Genomic DNA, 18,756 nt, shown 5'->3' on the forward strand with positions numbered 1-18,756 from the left:
TTCTAGAAGGGCTGGGCGGTTGTGGGGCGGCGATGGCTTTTCCGTGCAGGCCGACATACCAGGGAGTTGTTGCGGGCCTTCGCTGCGCCAGGCCTGTTGGCTGCAGGCGTCAGCTGGCGACCAGCGGGCGCTGCCAGCCCAGGAACTGCTCTATGTCGCTGCGCCGCGCCAGCGCGTCGCGCCGGCCCAGGGCCATGAGTTCGCGGGTGAAGCTGCGCTCGAACAGCAGGTAGCTGGCCAGGGCGGCGCCGCGCGGGTCGCTGGCGTCCTGGCGCACGCCCAGGGCGCCCAGCAGGGTGCGCATGGGTAGCGGCAGCTGGCCTACATGGCGTGCGGCGATGGCGTCTATGCGCTCGGACGGCGAGATGACCAGCAACTGCAGCGGGCGCAGCCGGCTGCGTTCGCGGTCGGCGGGGGGGATCAGGGCCAGTGTCTGGTTGATGCGCTCGGCGCGCTCCACGTCCAGGGACAGGGCGTCCAGGAAGATGCTGGACAGCGTGTGGCCCGCGATGTGGGCCAGCGACGGGTAGCTTGCGCCTTCTGGCGGCGGCCTGGCCGGCGGCTCGGTGCGCCGGCCCGCGCCCACGACGAGGATGCGCTCGGCGCCCAGGTGGATGGCGGGCGCCAGCGGAGCGGTCTGGCGCATGGAGCCGTCGCCGAAGTATTCGGTGGCGCCGTCCAGCGGCAGCGGCGTGGCCGGAAAGATGAAGGGAATGGCCGAGGAGGCCAGCAGGTGCGCGTGCGTGATCTGGGCGGCGGCGGCCTTGCGCTGGTTGCGCACCCAGGGCTGGAGCTGGTCCTGCGCCTGGCAGAAGGTCACATGCTCGCTGGTGGTGTAGCTGGAGGCGGACACCGCCAGCGCACGCAGGTGGCCGTCCGCGATCAATTGCGGCAGGCGTTCCAGCGGAACCAGGCCGCGCGACAGCAGCCGGCCCAGCGGCTGGTTGTCCAGCAGCGAACGCGGACGCATGCGGCCCCAGCGCGCCAGGGCCCAGCCCAGCGACAGCAGGGTCAGCCAGCGCGCGCCGCTGCGCAGCACGCTCAGCGAGTCGGACAGGTAGATGTCCTCGGGCCGCAGGTTGCGCCAGATGCGCGACATGCGGCGCACGGCCCGGTCGAAATGGTCGCTGCCGCAGGCCAGGGCCGCGGCGTTGATGGCGCCGGCCGAGGTGCCGACCAGGATGGGAAAGGGATTGGGGCCATGCTGCTGGCCGCAGGCGCGGCGTATTTCGGCAATGGCCTCCAGCACGCCGGCCTGGTAGGCGGCGCGGGCGCCGCCGCCGCTGAGCAGCAGTCCGGTGCTGGGGGGAGGGAGGCTGGAGTCGGGTGAGGGCGCGGCATCGGGCATGCCTGGAGTGTGCCGCGCGCCGGCCGTCATCAGATCAGGGGATGACCCCGAAGGGATCAGGCCTTGGCCAGCAGGGAGCCCAGGTCCTTGCCGGAGATCAGGGCGATGCCCTGCTGCTTGGCCCAGGCGGCTGCATTCTCGGCCGGCGGCTGCAGCGACAGGTAGCAGACCGTGGCCGCATCGCGCGCCTGGCCTGCGGCCAGCAGGGCGCGCAGCGGCTCCATGCCGTGCACGCCGGCCTTCCAGCGCTTGGCGCTGGCCACGGTGGCGCGGCCTTCGCGTTCCAGCACGAAGTCGGCGCCGTCCTTGTCGGACAGGCGGGTCACGGTGTAGCCCTCGGCCTGCCAGGCGCGATCGAGCCGATCGGCGAACTCGCGCCAGCTTTGCTGGGCGGCGATCTCCAGGGCCTGCTCCACCTTGGCGGGGCTGGGCGCGCGCAGCTGGCGCCAGGCGGCAACGCAGCCTATGCCGAAGAAGGGCAGGGCGGTGATGGCGGCGAACGGCGCGATGTCCTTGGGCAGCAGCGCCGTGGACACCAGGGTCACCAGCGCGGCCAGCGCGATGCTGATCCACCAGCGCGAGCGCAGCAGGATCGCGAACAGGGAGTTGTGGGCCATCTTGAATTTCACGGGGCGGATCTTTCGCGGAAAAAGGCGGGAACAGGGGCCGCAAAGGCAGCAAGGCCCGCATTGTCTCGCGTGAGCGAGGGGATGGTGCCTTGGATAGACTATCCGGCTCTAGGAGTAATCAAAGCAATGGCAGTCACAGAACAAGCGCTCTTGGCCGCGCTCTCCAGCGTGCTCGACCCCCACACCGGCAAGGACTATGTGAGCACCCGCGCCCTGCGCAACCTGCAGGTCACTGGGGCCGACGTGGCCTTCGACGTGGAGATGGGCTATCCGGCGCAAAGCCTGGTGCCGGCGCTGCGCGGCCAGTTCGTCGCGGCGGCCAAGACCGTCGAGGGCGTGGGCAATGTCTCGGTCAACATCACGTCCAAGGTCGCCGCGCATGCGGTGCAGCGCGGCGTGCAGTTGCTGCCGGGCGTCAAGAACATCATCGCCATCTCGTCCGGCAAGGGCGGCGTGGGCAAGAGCACGACCACGGCCAACCTGGCGCTGGCGCTGGCCGCCGAGGGCGCGCGCGTGGGCATCCTGGACGCCGACATCTACGGCCCCAGCCAGCCCATGATGATGGGCATCTCGGGCCGCCCCGAAAGCCCCGACGGCAAGACCATGGAGCCCATGGAAAGCCACGGCGTGCAGGTCATGTCCATCGGCTTCCTGGTCAACAACGACCAGGCCATGATCTGGCGCGGCCCCATGGCCACGCAGGCGCTGGAGCAGATGCTGCGCCAGACCAACTGGAAGGATCTGGACTACCTGCTGGTGGACATGCCGCCCGGCACCGGCGACATCCAGCTGACGCTGGCCCAGCGCGTGCCCATGACGGGCGCCGTGGTCGTCACCACGCCGCAGGACATCGCGCTGATCGACGCCAAGAAGGGCGTGAAGATGTTCGAGAAGGTGGGCGTGCCCATCCTGGGCCTGGTCGAGAACATGGCGGCCCACGTCTGCACCAACTGCGGCCATGTGGAGCACATCTTCGGCGCCGAGGGCGGCAAGCAGATGGCGGCCGAGTACGGCATCGACTACCTGGGCGCACTGCCCCTTTCGCTGCAGATCCGCCTGCAGGCCGACAGCGGCAAGCCCACCGTGGTGGCCGAGCCCGATAGCGAAGCCGCGCAGATCTACAAGAAGGTGGCGCGCGACCTGGCCGTGAAGGTGGCGCTCAAGGCACGCGATTTCACGAGCAAGTTCCCGACGATCACCGTCAGCCAGGGAACCTGACCCTTCTGGCGCCGCCGGCATGAACCTGCTGACCTCGATGCGGTATCTGGCGGCGCTCAACGAGCACCGCCATTTCGGCCGCGCGGCGCTGGCATGCCACATCACCCAGCCGGCGCTGTCCAATGCGCTGCGCGCGCTGGAGGAGGAGTTCGGCACGGTCATCGTGCGCCGGGGCCGCTCGTTCGCGGGCTTCACGCCCGAGGGCGATCAGGTACTGGCCACGGCCCTGGCCATGCTGCGGGCCGAGGAAGGCCTGCGCCAGGAACTGAGCGCCGCCGCCGGCGCGCTGCGCGGGCAGCTGCGCATGGCGGCCGTGCCCACGGCCATGCCCATGCTCACGCGCTTTGCGGCCCTGCTGCGCGAGCACCATCCGGGCATCACGCCCGTGGTGCTGTCCATGAGCTCGGCCGAGATCGAGAGCGGGCTCGAAGACCTGTCGCTGGACCTGGCCCTGGGCTACAGCGCGCGCATGCCGCCGCGCGGCCCGCGCCTGCAGTCCTGGCCCCAGTACGAGGAGCATTACTACCTGCTGTGCCGCGAGTGTCGCGAGTACCGCGATGGGCAGGGCGAGGGCCGGCCCTTTGCCTTTGGCGCCGACATCGCCTGGCGCGAAGTGGCCGCCATGCCGCTGTGCCTGCTCACCCCCGACATGCACAACCGCACGGTGATCGACGAGGCCTTCGCCGCCGTGGACATGGCCGTGCAGCCCGCCATGGAAACCAACTCCGTGCTGACCCTGGTGATGGCCGTGGCGCAAGGAACGGATGGCATGACCACCGTGCTACCCGGCGCCATGGTGGCCACGGTGCGCCACATGCCGGGCCTGGTGGCCCGGCCGCTGCGCTCGCCCGAACTGGTCACCCCCATAGGCTTCATGGCCCAGCAGGGCGTGGCGCCCACGCGCGCGCTGCAGGCGGCGCTGCAACTGCAGGACGCCGCCGAATGGCGTGCGCAGTGCCTGCGGCATGCGGGGGCGCTGAAAAACTAGGCCGGCTGTGCCCGCTGGCCTGCCAGCGCAGTCTCTGGCGTGGCGTTCGGCGCGGCATTCAGTGCGGCGCGCACCACGTCGGGCGTGAAGGGCGCGGCGTAGAAGCGCTGGCCGGTGGCGTCGAACAGCGCATTGGCCAGCGCGGCCGGGCCGGGGACCGAGGCCGATTCGCCTGCGCCCATGGGGGGCTCATCCTGGCGCGGCATCAGCACCACTTCGATGGGAGGCAGGTCGCGGAAGCCGATGATGGGGTAGCTGCCCCACTCGCGGCTGGCCACGCCTTGCGCATTGAAGGCGACCTTCTCCATCAGGCTGCGGCTCAGGGTCTGGATGACATTGCCGTGGATCTGGTGGCGCACGCCGTCGGGGTTGACCATCATTCCCGTGTCCTGGCCCACGACCAGTCGCCGCACGGTGATGCGGCCGCTGGCGGGGTCCACGTCGATGTCGATGACCCAGGCGGCCCAGGCCGCGCCGAAGCCGGGAAAGCGGCTGTGGATGTAGCGCGCATAGGCCACGCCGCGCCCGTGCAGCAGGCCGTCGGCGCCGGGGCGGCCCCGGCTTCCCGGCTGGTTTTGCTGCCAGCCCGCGTGGCGTGCCGTGGCCTCGATCAACTCGACGGCGCGCGGGTCATCGAGGTGGCGAACACGGTAGTCCACGGGGTCGGCGCCGGCCGCATGGGCCAGCTCGTCGATCATGCAATCGTGGGCAAAGGAATTGGGCAGGGCCGAGACGCCGCGCAGCCAGGATGAGCGCACGATGGGCGCCATGTCATGGCAGGTGATGCGCTGGCTGGCGTAGCGGTAGGGCGGCACGGCGGTGCGGTCGCCCATCTCCAGCGTGCGCGGCTCGCCCGGGATGCGGCCGGTGAGCAGCAGGGCCAGCAGCGGCGCGTCGTTGGAGGGGTAGCGCACGGCAAAGTCGTAGGCCAGCAGTTCGCCCCGGGCATCGATGGCCGCGCTCACGTCCATGAGCTGGGCCGTGCCCTTGGGCTCCCACTGGTGTTCCTGCTCGCGCGTGAGCTGCACGCGCACGGGCGCACCCACGGCCATGGACAGCAGGGCGGCGTCGGCGCAGACATCGTCGGCGCAGTTGCGGCCGTAGCAGCCGGCCGCCTCCAGGCGCACGATCTCGATGCGGTCCTCGCCCAATTGCAGCAGGCGGTCCAGGTCGGTGCGCAGCATGTGGGGGTTCTGCGTGCCGGCCCAGAGCTTGAGACGGCCCCCGCTGAAATCGGCCACGGCGCAGGACGGGCCGATGGAGGCATGCATCTGGTAGGGCCAGACGTAGCTGCGGCGCAGTTCGGTGGCCGCACCCGTGCCGACGCCCGCGAAGGCATCGTCCACAGTGCCCTGGTCCACCAGCGCACGGTGTTGGGCAGGATTGGCGCGGATGGCTGCGGCCAAGTCAGACAGATCGGGCGCCGGCGGCACGGCCTGCCATTGCACGCGCAGCGCGCGCATGGCGGCAATGGCCTGTTCCTCGCGGTCGGCGACCACGCCGACGAAGTCGCCCTCGGTGACCACCTGCACGTTGCCGGGCAGGTGGGCCACGGAGTCGCGCTCCACGGCCACCAGGCAGCGGCCGATGAAATCGCCGCCGTCGCGGCCCGGGTGCGGAGGGCGGATGACGCGGCCATGGCGCATGCCGGGCACGCGCACATCGTGCACAAAGCTCAGCTCGCCCGTGGCCTTGGCGGGGATGTCCACGCGCGCCGCGCCACGGCCGACGAGCCGGTATTCGCTGGCGGGCTTGAGCTTCACTTCCTGATCCGGCGGGGCCAGCGTCAGCTGCAGTTGCTGGCCGCGCAGCAGATCGCCATAGCCGAGTTCGCGGGCATCGCTGCCATCGGCAAAGCGCACCGCGCCATCCCGTGCCTGGAGCCGGTCCGCCGCCACGCTCCATTGCTGCGCGGCCAGCGCCAGCAGCTGCTCGCGCGCCTGGGCGGCGGCGCGGCGCAGCGGCACGGCCGAGATCTGGATGCTGGCGCTGGCAATGGTCGGGCCCTGGTTGGGCGCGGCGGCCGTGTGGCCCAGCACCATGTCCAGGCGCGCCAAAGGCACTTCGAGCTCTTCCGCCACGATCTGCGCCAGGGCCGTGCGTATGCCCGTGCCCAGGTCCACATGGCCGTTGAAGGCCAGGGCGCGCCAGCCCTGGGGCGCGGCTTCGTCGGCCAGCACGGCCACGAAGACCTCGGGCGTGGACTGCACATAGTCGGTGGCCGTGCCGGGCTGGCCGGGCGCAGGGCGCGGCGGCGCCACGGGCTGGCGCACCACGAGCAGGGTGTCGGCGCGCGTGAGCAGCTGTGCGTGCAGGGCTTGGGGCTGGGGCAGGTTCATGGGGCGGTGTTCTTCGCGGGCACGCTTTCAGGCGTGCCCTGTGCATGTTATGCACTCCGGGGCCGGCTGCGCAGGGCCGGCCCCATAGGCGCGTTGGCGCGGTGGGATCAACCTGCGGCGAGGGCGTCGGTGTCGGCGATGGCCTGGCTCAGCGGCATCACGGCCGCGTACTTCTGGGCCATGTCGAACAGGTTGGCCTCGTGCGGGCCCAGGGCGCGGTCGCCGCAGCAGTCGGCCACCACCAGCGGGCGAAAGCCCGACTGCATGGCATCGACCACGCTGGCGCGCACGCAGCCGCTGGTCACGCAGCCGGCCACCAGCAGGGTCTGCACGCCGCGCTGGGCCAGCCAGGGCGCGAGCATGGTGCCGAAGAAGGCCGAGGGCGTGCTCTTGCGCACCACGTATTCGCCGGCGGCCGGGGCCAGCTGGGGCACGATGGCGCTGTTGGGGCTGTCTTCCTTCAGGGTCAGCATGCCGGGCACCTTCAGGCAGAAGATGTTGTGGTCGGCATCGTCGTCCGAGAACACGATGCGGCTGTGCGCCACGGGCCAGCCACGCTCGCGCGCATGGGCCAGCAGGTGCTGCGTCTGCGCGATGGCTTCGGGGATGTTGCCGCCGCCGAAGACGGCCGGGTCGGCAAAGCCGTTGACGAAGTCGATGATGAGCAGGCCGAACGGGGCCTTGAGCGGCAGCGGCGTGCCGAAGCCCTGGCGTGCATAAACCGAGATGTCAGCAGAGATGTCGCCCTGCACGCCCTCGGTGGGAACGCTCTGCGTGCTGGTGGTGGCGGTGGCGGTTGTCATGCGATGTCCTTTCCTTGCTTGGACCTTTTGGCGGCGCGCGCCAGTCCTTCCTCGTCCTGCACCACGCCGTCGATGACCGTGGGCTTGCCGTCCAGCGCCACCGAGCAGTGGCGCATGGGGATGTCGATGTGGCAGGCCGTGGTGCGGCTGCCCCCGGCCTCGTTGTTGGGGCCCATGGACCACAGGAAGTTGCCCTCGAAGGCGCGGGCGTCCATGCCGATGTGGGTTTCCTTGTTGTAGTGGGCCAGCATGGACCAGTGGGCGCGCGGCTGCAGCCCCCAGCCGATGTGGGAGACGGCGTAGGCCTCGGGGTCCTCGTAGGAGGCCATGTACTCCTTGAGGATGTCGGCCTGCAGGCCGCCGCTGATGCGCGTGACGTAGCCCTTTTCGATGACGAGTTCGATGGGCTCGGTCACGTAGTCCTTCATGGGCAGCAGGATGTCGCCCCGGTCCAGGACCACGCGGCCGTTGCTCTCGCCCTCGTCGGGCCAGGTCAGCACGAAGCCGCTGGGCCAGTGGTCCCAGCGGCCGGGCTGGTCCACGAAGCCGTATTCGCAGATGGCCGGGAAGCTGCCCAGGCGGCAGCGCAGGTCGGTGCCTGCGGCCGAGGTGATGTGCATCTGCCCGGCCGCCTCGATCAGCTTGGATGCGGCCTGCACGCGCGCGCGGTCGCCCTCGGTGGGCACCAGGCGGCACAGCACCTCGGGCGGCTCCACGGCCAGCAGGATCTTGGTGCCGGTCTGCAGGATCTCGTGCTGCTCGGGCGAGAACAGCAGCGTCATCAGGTCCAGCACCAGGTCGCTGGCCTTGAGCGCGGCAATGGCGGCGGGGTTGCCGGTCAGCGGCGTCGTGCCCAGGTAGGCCAGCGAGTCGCGGCTCAGTGATTTTTCGGCATTGACGGGCGGCAGGTCCAGGCGGTTGACGCGCGCCCCCATTTCGCTGGAGGCGGCAATGGCGCAGCGCAGCGTCTGCGGGTGCGTGTCGGCGCCCGTGAGCACGGTGACGGTCTGGCCGGCTTCGAGCCGGGACAGCGTGAGCACCTGCTTCCAGGCGTGGATCAGATCGATATCGCTGACGGACATGGTCGGCTCCTTGGTGTCGCGATGGATGGGAGTGGGCTGCGGTTGGACATTCAGTCCACCCGCGCGCCGAGGAAATCGCCGAGCGCAGCGTAGAAGCCGGCCTCGTTGTCCCAGGGAATCATGTGGCCGGCGTTGGGCACGCGCACATGCTCGGTCTGGGGTGCCAGGCCTTGCCACTCGGCCACGTCCTCGCTGCGCACCACGTCGCCGCGCTCGGCCGTGACCAGCAGCAGCGGGTGCTGGATGCGGGGCAGGTCGGCATGGATGTCGTCACGGCCGAAGTCCTCGAAGCTCTGCACGATGGCCGGCTCGTGGCAGGTGTGCAGCCACTGGGCGCGCAGCTGGCGCTGCTCTTCGGTCCAGGTGGGGCAGAAGGCGCGCATGGCCTCGGCATCCATGCCCAGCGTGGCCTGGCGGATGGAGTCCACATACCAGGGCAGGGCGGCCGGGTAGGCGCGGCGGCCGGGGCCGGAGACCGGCGGATCGACGATGACCAGGCGCGTGAGCCCCACCGGCTGGCTGCGCGCGGCGCGCACGGCGATGCGTCCGCCCATGGAGTGGCCGACCAGCGCCCAGCGCTGCAGGCCCAGGGCCTGGGCGAAGGCGGCCACGTCGGCGGCCTGGGCATCGAGGCTGTAGTCCAGGCCCGGGTCGGAGGACGACAGGCCGCGCCCGCGCACGTCCAGCACATAGGTGTCGAACTGGCGGCCCAGGTGCTCGGCCACGAAGCCCCAGGTCACGGCCGGGCTGGTGATGCCGGGGATCAGGATGACGGCGTCGCGCTGCGCGCGATCGCCCTCGGCGCCGCCGTAGCGCAGGTAGTGCTGGCGGATGCCGTTGGCGTGGACGTTGCCGCCGTAGCGGAATGTGCTGGGGGTGGGGGAGCTGGAGTGGCTGGTCATGCGTGTGTTCCTCAGGCCTTGGCTGCGCTGGTGCCGGTGTCGTAGGGATAGGCGCCCGACAGCAGCGCGCCCGCGCCCGGCACCACGGGGTCCAGCCCCAGTTCCTTGAGGATGGCATAGGTGGTGGCGATGGAGGCGGTCAGCACGGGCTTGCCGGTCTGGGCCTCGACCTGGGCCACGGCCGGCAGCGAGGGCATCTGCACGCAGGCCGACAGCACGATCACATCGGCGTCGGCGTAGTTCATGCCGGCCACGATGCCGGGCAGCTTGGCGGGGTCGTGGCGGCCCACGTCCAGGTTGTCGGGGATCTCCAGCGCGCGCCAGTCCACGATCTCGAAGCCTTCGGCGGCCACGTAGTCCATGACCAGCTGGGTCAGCGGAATCATGTAGGGCGCCACCAGGGCGATCTTCTTGGCGCCCATGACCTTGAGCGCTTCCACCAGCGCGCCGGCGCTGGTGATCACCGGGGCGGTGGCGCCATTGCTGGCCGTGCGCTCGGTCAGGCGCTGCTGCGAGACGCGGTGGTAGCCCTTGCCCATGGCCATGATGGCCACCAGGCAGGCATAGCCCAGCACGTCCACGCGCGCGTCGCTCAGCTCCAGCGCGCAGCGGTCGCTTTCGGCGTCCATGGCGGCCAGCTCCTCCTTTTGCACCTTCTTCATGCGCATGCGGCTGGAGTGGAAGGTGAAGCGGTCCTGCGGGCGCAGCGTGGAGTGGGCCTGCAGCATGGCCGGCACCTCGGTCTCCATGGTGGTGTTGGAGCTGGGGACGATCTGGCCGATGCGGAACGTTTTGGTCATGGACTTGCCTTTGCGAAGTTTCGAGGGTTTCTGATCAGAATCAACTGAGTGTGTACGCTTTATTATTGCAAAAGACGTGCCGCCTTGCAAATGAGAATTTTCTCGGGGTTTGTACTGATTTGGTGCAGAAATTGCACCAAAAATGGCGAACTTCAATTTATTCTGCCGCCCTATGGTGCATGCGTCGATTTGAAAAATTCAAGCGCATACACCTGAATTAAGTGTTTTGTTGCCTGGCACGCTTCCTGCTCTACACCCTGCAAGGACGCGCCGAAGCAACGGTTGCCCCGTCTGGCTTTCAACATTCCTGCAAGGAGAAAACTGTGTCTCAATCCCCTCGAATCGCCGTTGTCGGCGCCGGTCTCGGCGGGGCTGCAGCTGCCAAGCTGCTGCTCCAGGAAGGCTTCAATGTCCGCGTCTATGAGCAGGCGCCCAGCTTCTCGCGCCTGGGAGCCGGCATCCACGTCGGGCCCAATGTGATGAAGATCCTGCGCCGCATCGGCATCGAGGACGCGCTCAACGAGCAGGGCTCGCATCCCGACTACTGGTACAGCCGCCATTGGCAGACGGGCGACGTGCTGGCCCAGATCCCGCTGGGCGACTACGCCGTCAAGGAATACGGCGCCAGCTACCTGACCGTGCACCGTGGCGACTTCCATGCGCTGCTGGTCGAGGCCCTGCCCGACAGCGTGATGGCCTACGGCAAGTTCCTGACCAAGGTGGAAGACCGCGGCAACGTGGTCGTCATGCACTTTGCGGACGGCACGACCGAGGAGGCGGACATCGTCATCGGCGCCGACGGCGTGAACTCCCGCATCCGCGAGGAACTGCTGGGCCCGGAGCTGCCCAAGTACGCGGGCTACCTGGCCCACCGCGCCGTGTTCCCCACGCCCGAAGTCAAAGCCGGCATGCTGCCCTTCGACGCCTGCGTGAAGTGGTGGAGCGATGACCGCCACATGATGACCTACTTCGTCACGGGCAAGGCCGACGAGCTGTACTACGTGACCGGCGTGCCCGTCGAGAAGTGGGACCTCAACGACCGCTGGCTGGAAAGCAGCAAGGAAGAGATGCGCGAGGCCTTCTCGGGCTGGCATCCCACCGTCCAGGCACTGATCGACGCCACCGTGGAAGTGACCAAGTGGTCGCTGCTCGAGCGCGATCCGCTGCCGCTGTGGAGCCGTGGCCGCCTGGTGCTGCTGGGCGATGCCTGCCACCCCATGAAGCCCCACATGGCCCAGGGTGCGGCCATGGCCATCGAGGACGGCGCCATGCTGGCGCGCTGCCTCAAGGAAGTCGGCGCGCACAACCATGAGCTGGCCTTCGCCCTGTACGAAGCCAACCGTGCCGAGCGCGCCAGCAAGGTGCAGCGCATCTCGCACGACAACACCTGGCTGCGCACCAACGAAGATCCGTCCTGGTGCTTCGGCTACGACGTGTTCAACGTGCCCCTGGTCGAGCCCAAGGTCAAGGCAGCGGCCTGATACTCGCTGCCTTGCCGGACGAGGGGAGGGGAGGGAATCCCCCCCCTCCTGTCCGGCCGCAGAACGCCGACATCCTGAACCGCAGCCAAGTTGCAAGAGCCTCGTCCCATGGGAACCCCAGTCCATCCAAGCAGTACCCCCAGCCCCATCCGCCTGCAGGTCAATGCACGCGCATGCGAGGTGCCGGCAGCGCCCGGGACGGCGCTGCTGCATGTGCTGCGCAATGACCTGGAGCTGAACGGGCCCAAGTACGGCTGCGGCCTGGGCGAATGCGGCGCCTGCACGGTGCTGATCGATGGCGTGGCCGCGCGTTCCTGCGTGATCCCCGTGCGGGCGGCCGTGGGCCGCGAGGTCACCACGCTGGAAGGCCTGGGCTCGCGCCAGTGCCCCGGCCCCACGCAGCAGGCCTTCATCGACTGCCAGGCGGCCCAGTGCGGCTACTGCCTCAACGGCATGATCATGACCGTGGAGGCCCTGCTGCGCCGCAACCCCAATCCCACCGAGCAAGAGTTGCGCAACGAGCTGCACCACAACCTGTGCCGCTGCGGCACGCATGTGGAAATCATGCAGGCCGCCCTGCGCGCCGTGCAGCTGCGTGCGCAACGCGCCGCGCTGCAGGCACCCTCCGGTTTTCCATCTTCCAGCGCGGGCGAGGTCCAGCCATGAGCCCGGCCGGTCACACTCCCGCCCTGCCTTCCGACCTGCTGCACGGCCTGGCGCTGCGCCCGCCCGTCGCGGCCTGGGACGGTCTGCGCTACCGGGGCAGCGTGCCCCTGCATGCACGGCTGCAGGACGCCCAGGCCATGGCCGGCGTGGTGGCTGCGGTGCAGCGCGGGCATTTTCTGGGCGTGGTGGCCGTGGCGCCTGTCCATGCCCGGCAGGCCGCTGCCAGCCTGGCCCCTGCCTGGGACGACCGGCAGGAAGCCAGGGCCGCCAGCGCGCCCCGTGCTGCCGACAGAGCCGACAAGGCTGACAAGGCCGACCTGCCCGATGCCGGCCGCTATGTCTGGCGCATGGCGGCGCCCGTGTCTTGCGAGGGTGTCGCACGCGCAGCCGTGTGGTGCCTGGACGGCCATGCCAGCGTCTGGCTGCCGCCCTGCGACGCGGATGTGCGGCAGATGATCGGCCGTGAACTGGCCGCATTGCTGCAATGCCCCGAGTCCGCGCTGCGGCTGTTCAGCCTGCCGGCCACGGCGGCCGGCACCCCGCATATGCTGGATCTCATGGACGCAGCGGCCGATGCGGCCCTGCTGTCCCAGGCCGTGGGCCGGCCTGTCAGCGTGGCCTGCGAGGCCTGGACTGCTGCGGGCAGCGCAGACAGCCGGGAGCTGGTGCTGCGCGTGGGTGCGCAGCCTCCGCAAGGGCTTGAAGCCGACACGGCGGTGCAGCCTCAGCCGGGCAATGCATCGCCACAGCCAGACCTGCTGCTGTCCGACACGCCCTGGGCCGTGCGCCCCAGCATGGCGCGCCTGCTGAGCCAGCCCGAGCTGGCGCGCGCCGCGGCCCTGGCCACCGTGCTCGATGCCGGCGAAGTGCATGAACGCCGGCAGACCGCCAGCCTGCGGCATGCCGGCCTCGATGATCTGAATGCCGCCCAGGTCTTTGCCCGCGAAAGCCACTGGCATGAGCAGGCGCTGGACCAGGGCCGTGATCCGCTGCAATGGCGGCTGCAGCACCTGCCCGAAGGCCCGGTGCGCGATCTGGCCCGGCAGGTGGCCGAGCGTGCGCAGGCATCGCAGCAGGCACCATCCCACCAGGGTGCCGACGGCCGCCTGCTGGGCCGGGGCTTTGCCACCGCCCAGCTGCAGACCCTGGATGCGCAGGGCGCCGATCTCCATGCCTGGAGCGCCTGGGTGGCCGAGGTGGCCGTGCACCCGCAAACGGGCGAGATCGAAGTGACCCGCGTCGTGGCCGGCCATGACAGCCGCAGCCTGCAGGCGGCGCAGGCCGCCAGCACGCGGCCCGAGATCGTCCAGCAGGACCCGCAATTGCTGGCCGACGCGCGCCGGCTGCTGGGCGCGGCCCCCGCTTTTGACGACTGGGCAGGGTCCACAGCTTCCGCTGCTTCTTTCGATGTGATTGCCAAGCCCGGCTCCGACCTGGCGCAGCATGCGCCCGGCGATGTCGCGGTCATCCGCCAGGGCGATCTGGCGCTGGATGGCGTGGCCACGCTGCCCGCCGCCGCCGCCATTGCCAACGCCATTCACCATGCGACAGGCGTGCGCCTGCGCGAAGTGCCCTTCCAGCCAGAGCAACTGCGCCTGGCCCTGGCGGGCGAGGGCGCCGGCAAACCCGGTGCGGCGCGGCCCGGCCGTGGCTGGGGCTGGCTGGCCGCAGGCGCCGCAGGCCTTGCCGGCATGGCGGCCATGGCCTGGCCGCTGAAGCCAGCCCTGCCGCTGACCGACGGGCCCGATGTGTCCCTGTACTCGCCGCAGGCCCTGGAGCGCGGCCGCCTGGTGGCGGCTGCGGGTGACTGCGTGGTCTGCCACACGGCCCCGGGCGGCGCGGCCAATGCCGGCGGCTTCGGGCTGGAGACGCCGTTCGGCACCATCTACTCCACCAACATCACGCCCGACAACGAAACCGGCATCGGCCGCTGGTCCTACGCGGCCTTCGAGCGCGCCATGCGCCACGGCATCCACCAGAATGGCAGGCAGCTGTACCCGGCCTTCCCGTACACGGCCTTCGCCAAGCTCAGCGATGGCGACCTGCAGGCCCTCTACGGCTACCTGATGTCCCAGCCCGCCGTGAAGGCCAAGGCGCCCGAGACGCAGCTGGCCTTCCCCTACAACCTGCGCCCGGCCATGGCGGGCTGGAACCTGCTGTTCCACGACGCCACGCCCTTCAAGGCCGACCCTGCGCGCAGCGCCGAATGGAACCGGGGCGCCTACCTGGTCGAAGGCGCGGGCCACTGCGCGGCCTGCCACTCGCCGCGCAATGCGCTGGGTGCCGAAAAGACCGGCATCCACTACCTGGGCGGCGGCGAGGCCGAAGGCTGGACGGCGCCCGCGCTCAATCAACTGGCCGGCGGCAAGCTGCCCTGGAGCCGCGAGGAGCTGTACCAGTACCTGCGCACCGGCTTCTCGGCCCGCCACGGCGTGGCGGCCGGCCCCATGGCGCCCGTCATCCACGGCCTGGCCCAGTTGCCCGAAGCCGATGTGCGCGCCATGGCCACCTATCTGATGGAGTTGCCGGGCCAGGCCCCACAGGCACCACAGGCCGCCCAGGCCGCCCCGGCCATGCCGGCACCGGCGCCGGCCGCCGTGCAGGCGGCAGCGCCTGCGGCTCCACCTGCCAGGGCCCTGGACCGCCACGCCAATGGCGAGCGCATCTACCAGAACGCCTGCGCCGTCTGCCATGAGGCGGGCAGCGGTCCCACATTGTTCGGCGTCAAGCCGCAGCTGGCCCTGAACACCAACCTGCACGCGGCCAGCCCGGACAACCTGGTCCAGGTGATCCTGAACGGCATACAGGCGCCGGCCGACGATGCGCTGGGCTACATGCCCGGCTTCGGGGACAGCCTGGATGACAGGCAGATCGCGGACCTGCTCGGATATTTGCGCGAACGATTTGCACCGGAGGAAAAAGCTTGGCCAGACGACACGAAGACGATTAACCGGCTGCGCATGCAGGCACAGGCGCATGCGCACTGAGGGCGGCAATGGGCAGCAATGGGCGGCGGCAGGGGCGATGCCGCGGATATGGACACCTTGCCCTGGAATCTCTCCAGGGTCTGGGTCCTGACATCTGATGCTGGGGACGGGTGATGGGCAACAACGGACGGCGCTGTCGATGTGCAGCCAGTCCGCAATGCGCCCATCGCCCGGATGCAGAGACCGACATCCGGAAATTTTTCATCGGGCCATGGAGATGGCGCCGAGGGAGCGGTTCGCTCCGGATGTGTGAAGGGTGGAAGGCACGGCAGGAGACGGCAACACAAGCTGAACGGCCTTGCCTGGGAAAAGACAGATTCAACAATTGCGATGGCTAGAAAAGGAGTCCCTGCATGTCATCTACATACATTTCGGTGGAAAAAGGCATCCAGACAGCGGGTGTCGGCAAGTTCCAATATCGGCTGTTCGTCATCTTCGGGCTGGTCTGGCTGGCCGATGCCATGCAGGTGCTGTCCATCGGCTTCAGCGCGCCGTCCATTGCCAAGACCTTCGGCAAGACCGTGCCCGAGGCGCTGCAGACCGGCACCTTCTTCTTCATCGGCATGCTGATCGGCGCCTTCGTCTTCGGCCGCCTGGCCGACCGCATCGGGCGCCGCCCGGTGCTGATGATGGCCGTGGTGATCGACGCCTTTGCGGGCGTGGCCTCGGCCTTTGCGCCCGAGTTCGCCTGGCTGCTGGTGCTGCGCTTCATCACCGGCATCGGCGTGGGCGGCACGCTGCCCGTGGACTACACCATGATGGCCGAGTTCCTGCCCAGCGACCGCCGCGGCCGCTGGCTGGTGCTGCTGGAATCGTTCTGGGCCGTGGGCACCATCTTCCTGGCCATCCTGGCGCTGGTGGCCGTGTCCTGGGGTGACGATGCCTGGCGCGTGATCTTCTTCGTGACCGGACTGCCGGCGCTGATCGGCGTGGTGCTGCGCTTCTACATCCCCGAGTCGCCCATGTTCCTCAACCGCAACGGCAAGTCCGAGGAGGCGCGCAAGGTGCTGCAGCGGGTGGCCAAGGTCAACGGCACCACCGCGGAAATCCCCGCCCTGCAGCCTGAAAAGCAGGAGCGCAAATCCATCCTCGCGCTGTTCAACGGCGACCTGCGCCGCCGCAGCCTCTCGCTGTTCCTGGCCTGGGCGCTGATCTCCATCGCCTACTACGGTGTCTTCGTCTACCTGCCCGTCAAGCTCAGCAGCGAGGGCTTCGCCTTCATGCGCGGGCAGGTCTTCCTGGTGGTGCTGGCCCTGGTGCAACTGCCCGGCTTTGCGCTGTCGGCCTATGGCGTGGAGCGCTGGGGCCGCAAGCCCACGCTGATCGGCTTTTTGCTGCTCAGCGCCGTCGGCTGCATGTTCTACAGCCTGGGCTCGTCGCCCTTCGTGGTCATCGGCTCCACCCTGCTGATGAGCTTCTCGCTGCTGGGCACCTGGGGCGCGCTGTATGCCTTCACCCCCGAGGTCTACCCCACCGACCTGCGCGCCAGCGGCATGGGCATGGCCGGCGCCGTGGCGCGCTTCGGCGGCCTGTTCGCCCCGGCCATCATTGCGCCCATCATGGCCACCCACTTCACACTGGCCCTGGCCGTGCTGTCCGCCATGCTGGTGGGCGGCGCCCTGTCGATCTGGGCCGTGGATGTGGAATCGCGCAACCGGGCGCTGGATTGAGGCCGAGAAAGAACTTCGAATGGAAAAGGCCTGCGCAAGCAGGCCTTTTTTTTATGTCAAATATTCCAATCCAGATTCAGATCATTCCTAGAGACGCGGCTGTTTCTATCCTCTATGGTATGAGCCGGATCGAGGCCGGCAATCACGTCAAAATCGCCAAGCCCGCTCCATAAATCCCATGCTTGTCAGTCATTCGGCTTGAATTGCTGGAGACCTTGCCATGGGCCAGAAAACTCGGAGGGATGCATGACAGTGATTGAGAACGGACTTCTTGTCGATAGAAATGTCGAGGTGAAAATATTTCCGTCCATACAGCATGGCGATTTGCTGAAGGTGAATTCCATTGTGCTTCACAGGACGAATTCACCAACGGCAGCCAGTGTGTTGAATAGCTACAAGGCCGGCCAGAAAACGGGAGCGCATTTTCTGGTGGGGAAAGATGGAAAAATCCATCAGACAGCCAATCTGAAGAGAGTTTGCTGGCATGTGGGAATACTGCAGGTTCGTTGCCTCAACGAGAACAACTGTGAAACTGCCGATTTTGAGAATATCAATGCCCTGCTGCATCAAAAGGGGATGGGATTCGGGACAAGAGTGAGGAAGGTCTCGGAGCATGAAAAGCAAAAGCCCTATCCGTTGAGGTATCCTGTCAATGCAGAGTCGCTTGGGATTGAGGTGGTAGGCATGTTTCAGCGCCATACCCAGGACTACGAAGTGCCGACACAGGCGCAGTTGTACCAGACGCAATGGCTGGTACGCCTGCTGGTGGGTATCTATGGGTTGAGGATTCTGAGCGATGTCTACGCCCACGGAGCCATTGCAAGAAAGCAGCCCGCGGAAGGAAGCCAGCTGCTGCGCTATATATTCAGTGGAGCCTGATTCATATGTTCTTGAAAAATAGCCGACCGATGCAAATGAAATCAATCAGAGCGTTCATTCTTGCTCTGGGGTTTCTCATGCTGATCGTCTCTTTCGGTGCTGCATCAAGCCAGAAGAATTCTGTGACGCTGATCGGTGGAATTCAGCGATCCATTGGAGAAGGGCAAACCATGGGCTGCGAGAAAATTGCGCTGCGGCCCAAGGATGTCATCCGTTATTTCTCCACGGCAACCGAGGTTTCCTTCTCCACCTTCCACTATGAATCGATCATTCTGCCTTGCGCCTTCAGTGGGAAGCTGCGGCGCAATGGCATGGTCTATGGGTGGAGCATCAATGCAGCAGGCGCCGGGTATCTCTATCCGGAAGATGGGCGTGAGAATCTGTTTTTTCTTTGCTACAGGTCGTGCGCAAAGGCACTGCCTGGGTTGATGGGGCTTTGACGGCGAGGGCCCAAGCCCTTTGAGATCGCCTGGCAGCCATCCTCATGAAAACAGGGGCTCTTCAATCCGCCTCGCCACCTTCCAGCATCTTCTTGAGCAGAAAATCCAGCGCCAGGCGCTCGGCCGGATTGAGCTTGCCGTAGGTGCTTTCGGTGATCTGCTTGGCGAAGGGCTCCATGTCGCGCACCAGGTCCTGGCCGGCCTCGGTGAGGTTGATGACGACCTTGCGGCGGTCGATGCGGTCATGGTCCACCTGCACCAGTTCGCGCTGCTTGAGCCGGTCCACCACGCCGCGGATGGTGGCCTGGTCGATCACGGTGGCCTTGACGATGTCGGCCAGCGAGCTGCCGCTGTTGTCGCGCACGGAGCACAGCACCACGAATTGCGCAGCCGTGAGCTGCGAGTCGGGAATGTATTGCTGGAAGAGTGCAGTGTGGCGCTGATAGACACGCCGCAGCAGGTGGCCGATCTGGTCTGAAAAATGATAGCCATCCTGTGGCGTCATGGCTGATGGCGGGTGGTTC

General features: G+C 68.0%; 16 protein-coding genes. 8 read left to right on the forward strand and 8 right to left on the reverse strand.

What is annotated here, in order from left to right; all coding sequences use genetic code 11:
• Positions 1-109 precede the first annotated feature (109 nt).
• Both DACI_RS09180 and DACI_RS09185 read right to left on the reverse strand, forming a co-directional pair.
• Complete coding sequence (locus tag DACI_RS09180) at positions 110-1,348, reverse strand: patatin-like phospholipase family protein (protein WP_012203769.1); 1,239 nt, start codon at positions 1,346-1,348, stop codon at positions 110-112.
• Positions 1,349-1,404: 56 nt separating this feature from the next.
• Complete coding sequence (locus tag DACI_RS09185) at positions 1,405-1,965, reverse strand: restriction endonuclease (RefSeq protein WP_043781045.1); 561 nt, start codon at positions 1,963-1,965, stop codon at positions 1,405-1,407.
• Between the two features lie 138 nt (positions 1,966-2,103).
• Between DACI_RS09185 and apbC the strand changes: the two genes are divergently transcribed.
• The gene (gene apbC, locus DACI_RS09190; protein ID WP_012203771.1) at positions 2,104-3,195 is read left to right on the forward strand and encodes an iron-sulfur cluster carrier protein ApbC; all 1,092 of its coding nucleotides are present in this window, start codon (positions 2,104-2,106) and stop codon (positions 3,193-3,195) included.
• A 19-nt stretch (positions 3,196-3,214) separates the two neighbouring features.
• Positions 3,215-4,183: a LysR family transcriptional regulator gene (locus DACI_RS09195; RefSeq protein ID WP_012203772.1), complete on the forward strand. Its 969-nt coding sequence runs from the start codon at positions 3,215-3,217 to the stop codon at positions 4,181-4,183.
• Here DACI_RS09195 and DACI_RS09200 read toward each other — a convergent pair.
• The 5 genes from DACI_RS09200 to DACI_RS09220 form a co-directional block, all read right to left on the reverse strand.
• Complete coding sequence (locus tag DACI_RS09200; protein WP_012203773.1) at positions 4,180-6,522, reverse strand: xanthine dehydrogenase family protein molybdopterin-binding subunit; 2,343 nt, start codon at positions 6,520-6,522, stop codon at positions 4,180-4,182. The genes DACI_RS09195 and DACI_RS09200 overlap by 4 nt on opposite strands.
• A gap of 107 nt (positions 6,523-6,629) precedes the next feature.
• On the reverse strand, positions 6,630-7,325 hold the full coding sequence (locus DACI_RS09205) for an N-carbamoylsarcosine amidohydrolase (protein ID WP_012203774.1): 696 nt from the start codon (positions 7,323-7,325) through the stop codon (positions 6,630-6,632).
• Positions 7,322-8,407 (reverse strand): M29 family metallopeptidase, encoded by a 1,086-nt coding sequence (locus tag DACI_RS09210; protein WP_012203775.1) that lies wholly within the window; start codon positions 8,405-8,407, stop codon positions 7,322-7,324. Before DACI_RS09210 ends, DACI_RS09205 begins: the two co-directional genes overlap by 4 nt.
• A 50-nt stretch (positions 8,408-8,457) precedes the next feature.
• Positions 8,458-9,309, reverse strand: a complete 852-nt coding sequence (locus DACI_RS09215) for an alpha/beta fold hydrolase (RefSeq protein ID WP_012203776.1) — start codon at positions 9,307-9,309, stop codon at positions 8,458-8,460.
• A gap of 11 nt (positions 9,310-9,320) precedes the next feature.
• Complete coding sequence (locus DACI_RS09220; protein WP_012203777.1) at positions 9,321-10,109, reverse strand: maleate cis-trans isomerase family protein; 789 nt, start codon at positions 10,107-10,109, stop codon at positions 9,321-9,323.
• A 323-nt stretch (positions 10,110-10,432) separates the two neighbouring features.
• Here DACI_RS09220 and DACI_RS09225 point away from each other — a divergent pair, with 323 nt between their 5' ends.
• The 6 genes from DACI_RS09225 to DACI_RS09250 all read left to right on the forward strand — a co-directional run bounded on the left by DACI_RS09225 (position 10,433) and on the right by DACI_RS09250 (position 18,232).
• The gene (locus DACI_RS09225; RefSeq protein ID WP_012203778.1) at positions 10,433-11,590 is read left to right on the forward strand and encodes an FAD-dependent monooxygenase; all 1,158 of its coding nucleotides are present in this window, start codon (positions 10,433-10,435) and stop codon (positions 11,588-11,590) included.
• Between the two features lie 108 nt (positions 11,591-11,698).
• On the forward strand, positions 11,699-12,256 hold the full coding sequence (locus DACI_RS09230; protein ID WP_012203779.1) for a (2Fe-2S)-binding protein: 558 nt from the start codon (positions 11,699-11,701) through the stop codon (positions 12,254-12,256).
• Complete coding sequence (locus DACI_RS09235) at positions 12,253-15,243, forward strand: cytochrome c (RefSeq protein ID WP_012203780.1); 2,991 nt, start codon at positions 12,253-12,255, stop codon at positions 15,241-15,243. Before DACI_RS09230 ends, DACI_RS09235 begins: the two co-directional genes overlap by 4 nt.
• A gap of 353 nt (positions 15,244-15,596) precedes the next feature.
• Positions 15,597-16,913 (forward strand): MFS transporter, encoded by a 1,317-nt coding sequence (locus tag DACI_RS09240; RefSeq protein WP_012203781.1) that lies wholly within the window; start codon positions 15,597-15,599, stop codon positions 16,911-16,913.
• Between the two features lie 246 nt (positions 16,914-17,159).
• Positions 17,160-17,792, forward strand: coding sequence for a peptidoglycan recognition protein family protein (locus DACI_RS09245; protein ID WP_012203782.1), 633 nt, complete (start codon positions 17,160-17,162; stop codon positions 17,790-17,792).
• 5 nt (positions 17,793-17,797) lie between these two features.
• Complete coding sequence (locus DACI_RS09250; RefSeq protein ID WP_043781048.1) at positions 17,798-18,232, forward strand: hypothetical protein; 435 nt, start codon at positions 17,798-17,800, stop codon at positions 18,230-18,232.
• A 61-nt stretch (positions 18,233-18,293) separates the two neighbouring features.
• On the opposite strand, the gene DACI_RS09255 is transcribed toward DACI_RS09250, so the two are convergent.
• Positions 18,294-18,737, reverse strand: a complete 444-nt coding sequence (locus tag DACI_RS09255; protein WP_016449026.1) for a MarR family winged helix-turn-helix transcriptional regulator — start codon at positions 18,735-18,737, stop codon at positions 18,294-18,296.
• Positions 18,738-18,756 lie beyond the last annotated feature (19 nt).

This window comes from Delftia acidovorans SPH-1, from assembly GCF_000018665.1.
Lineage (GTDB): Bacteria > Pseudomonadota > Gammaproteobacteria > Burkholderiales > Burkholderiaceae_C > Comamonas > Comamonas acidovorans.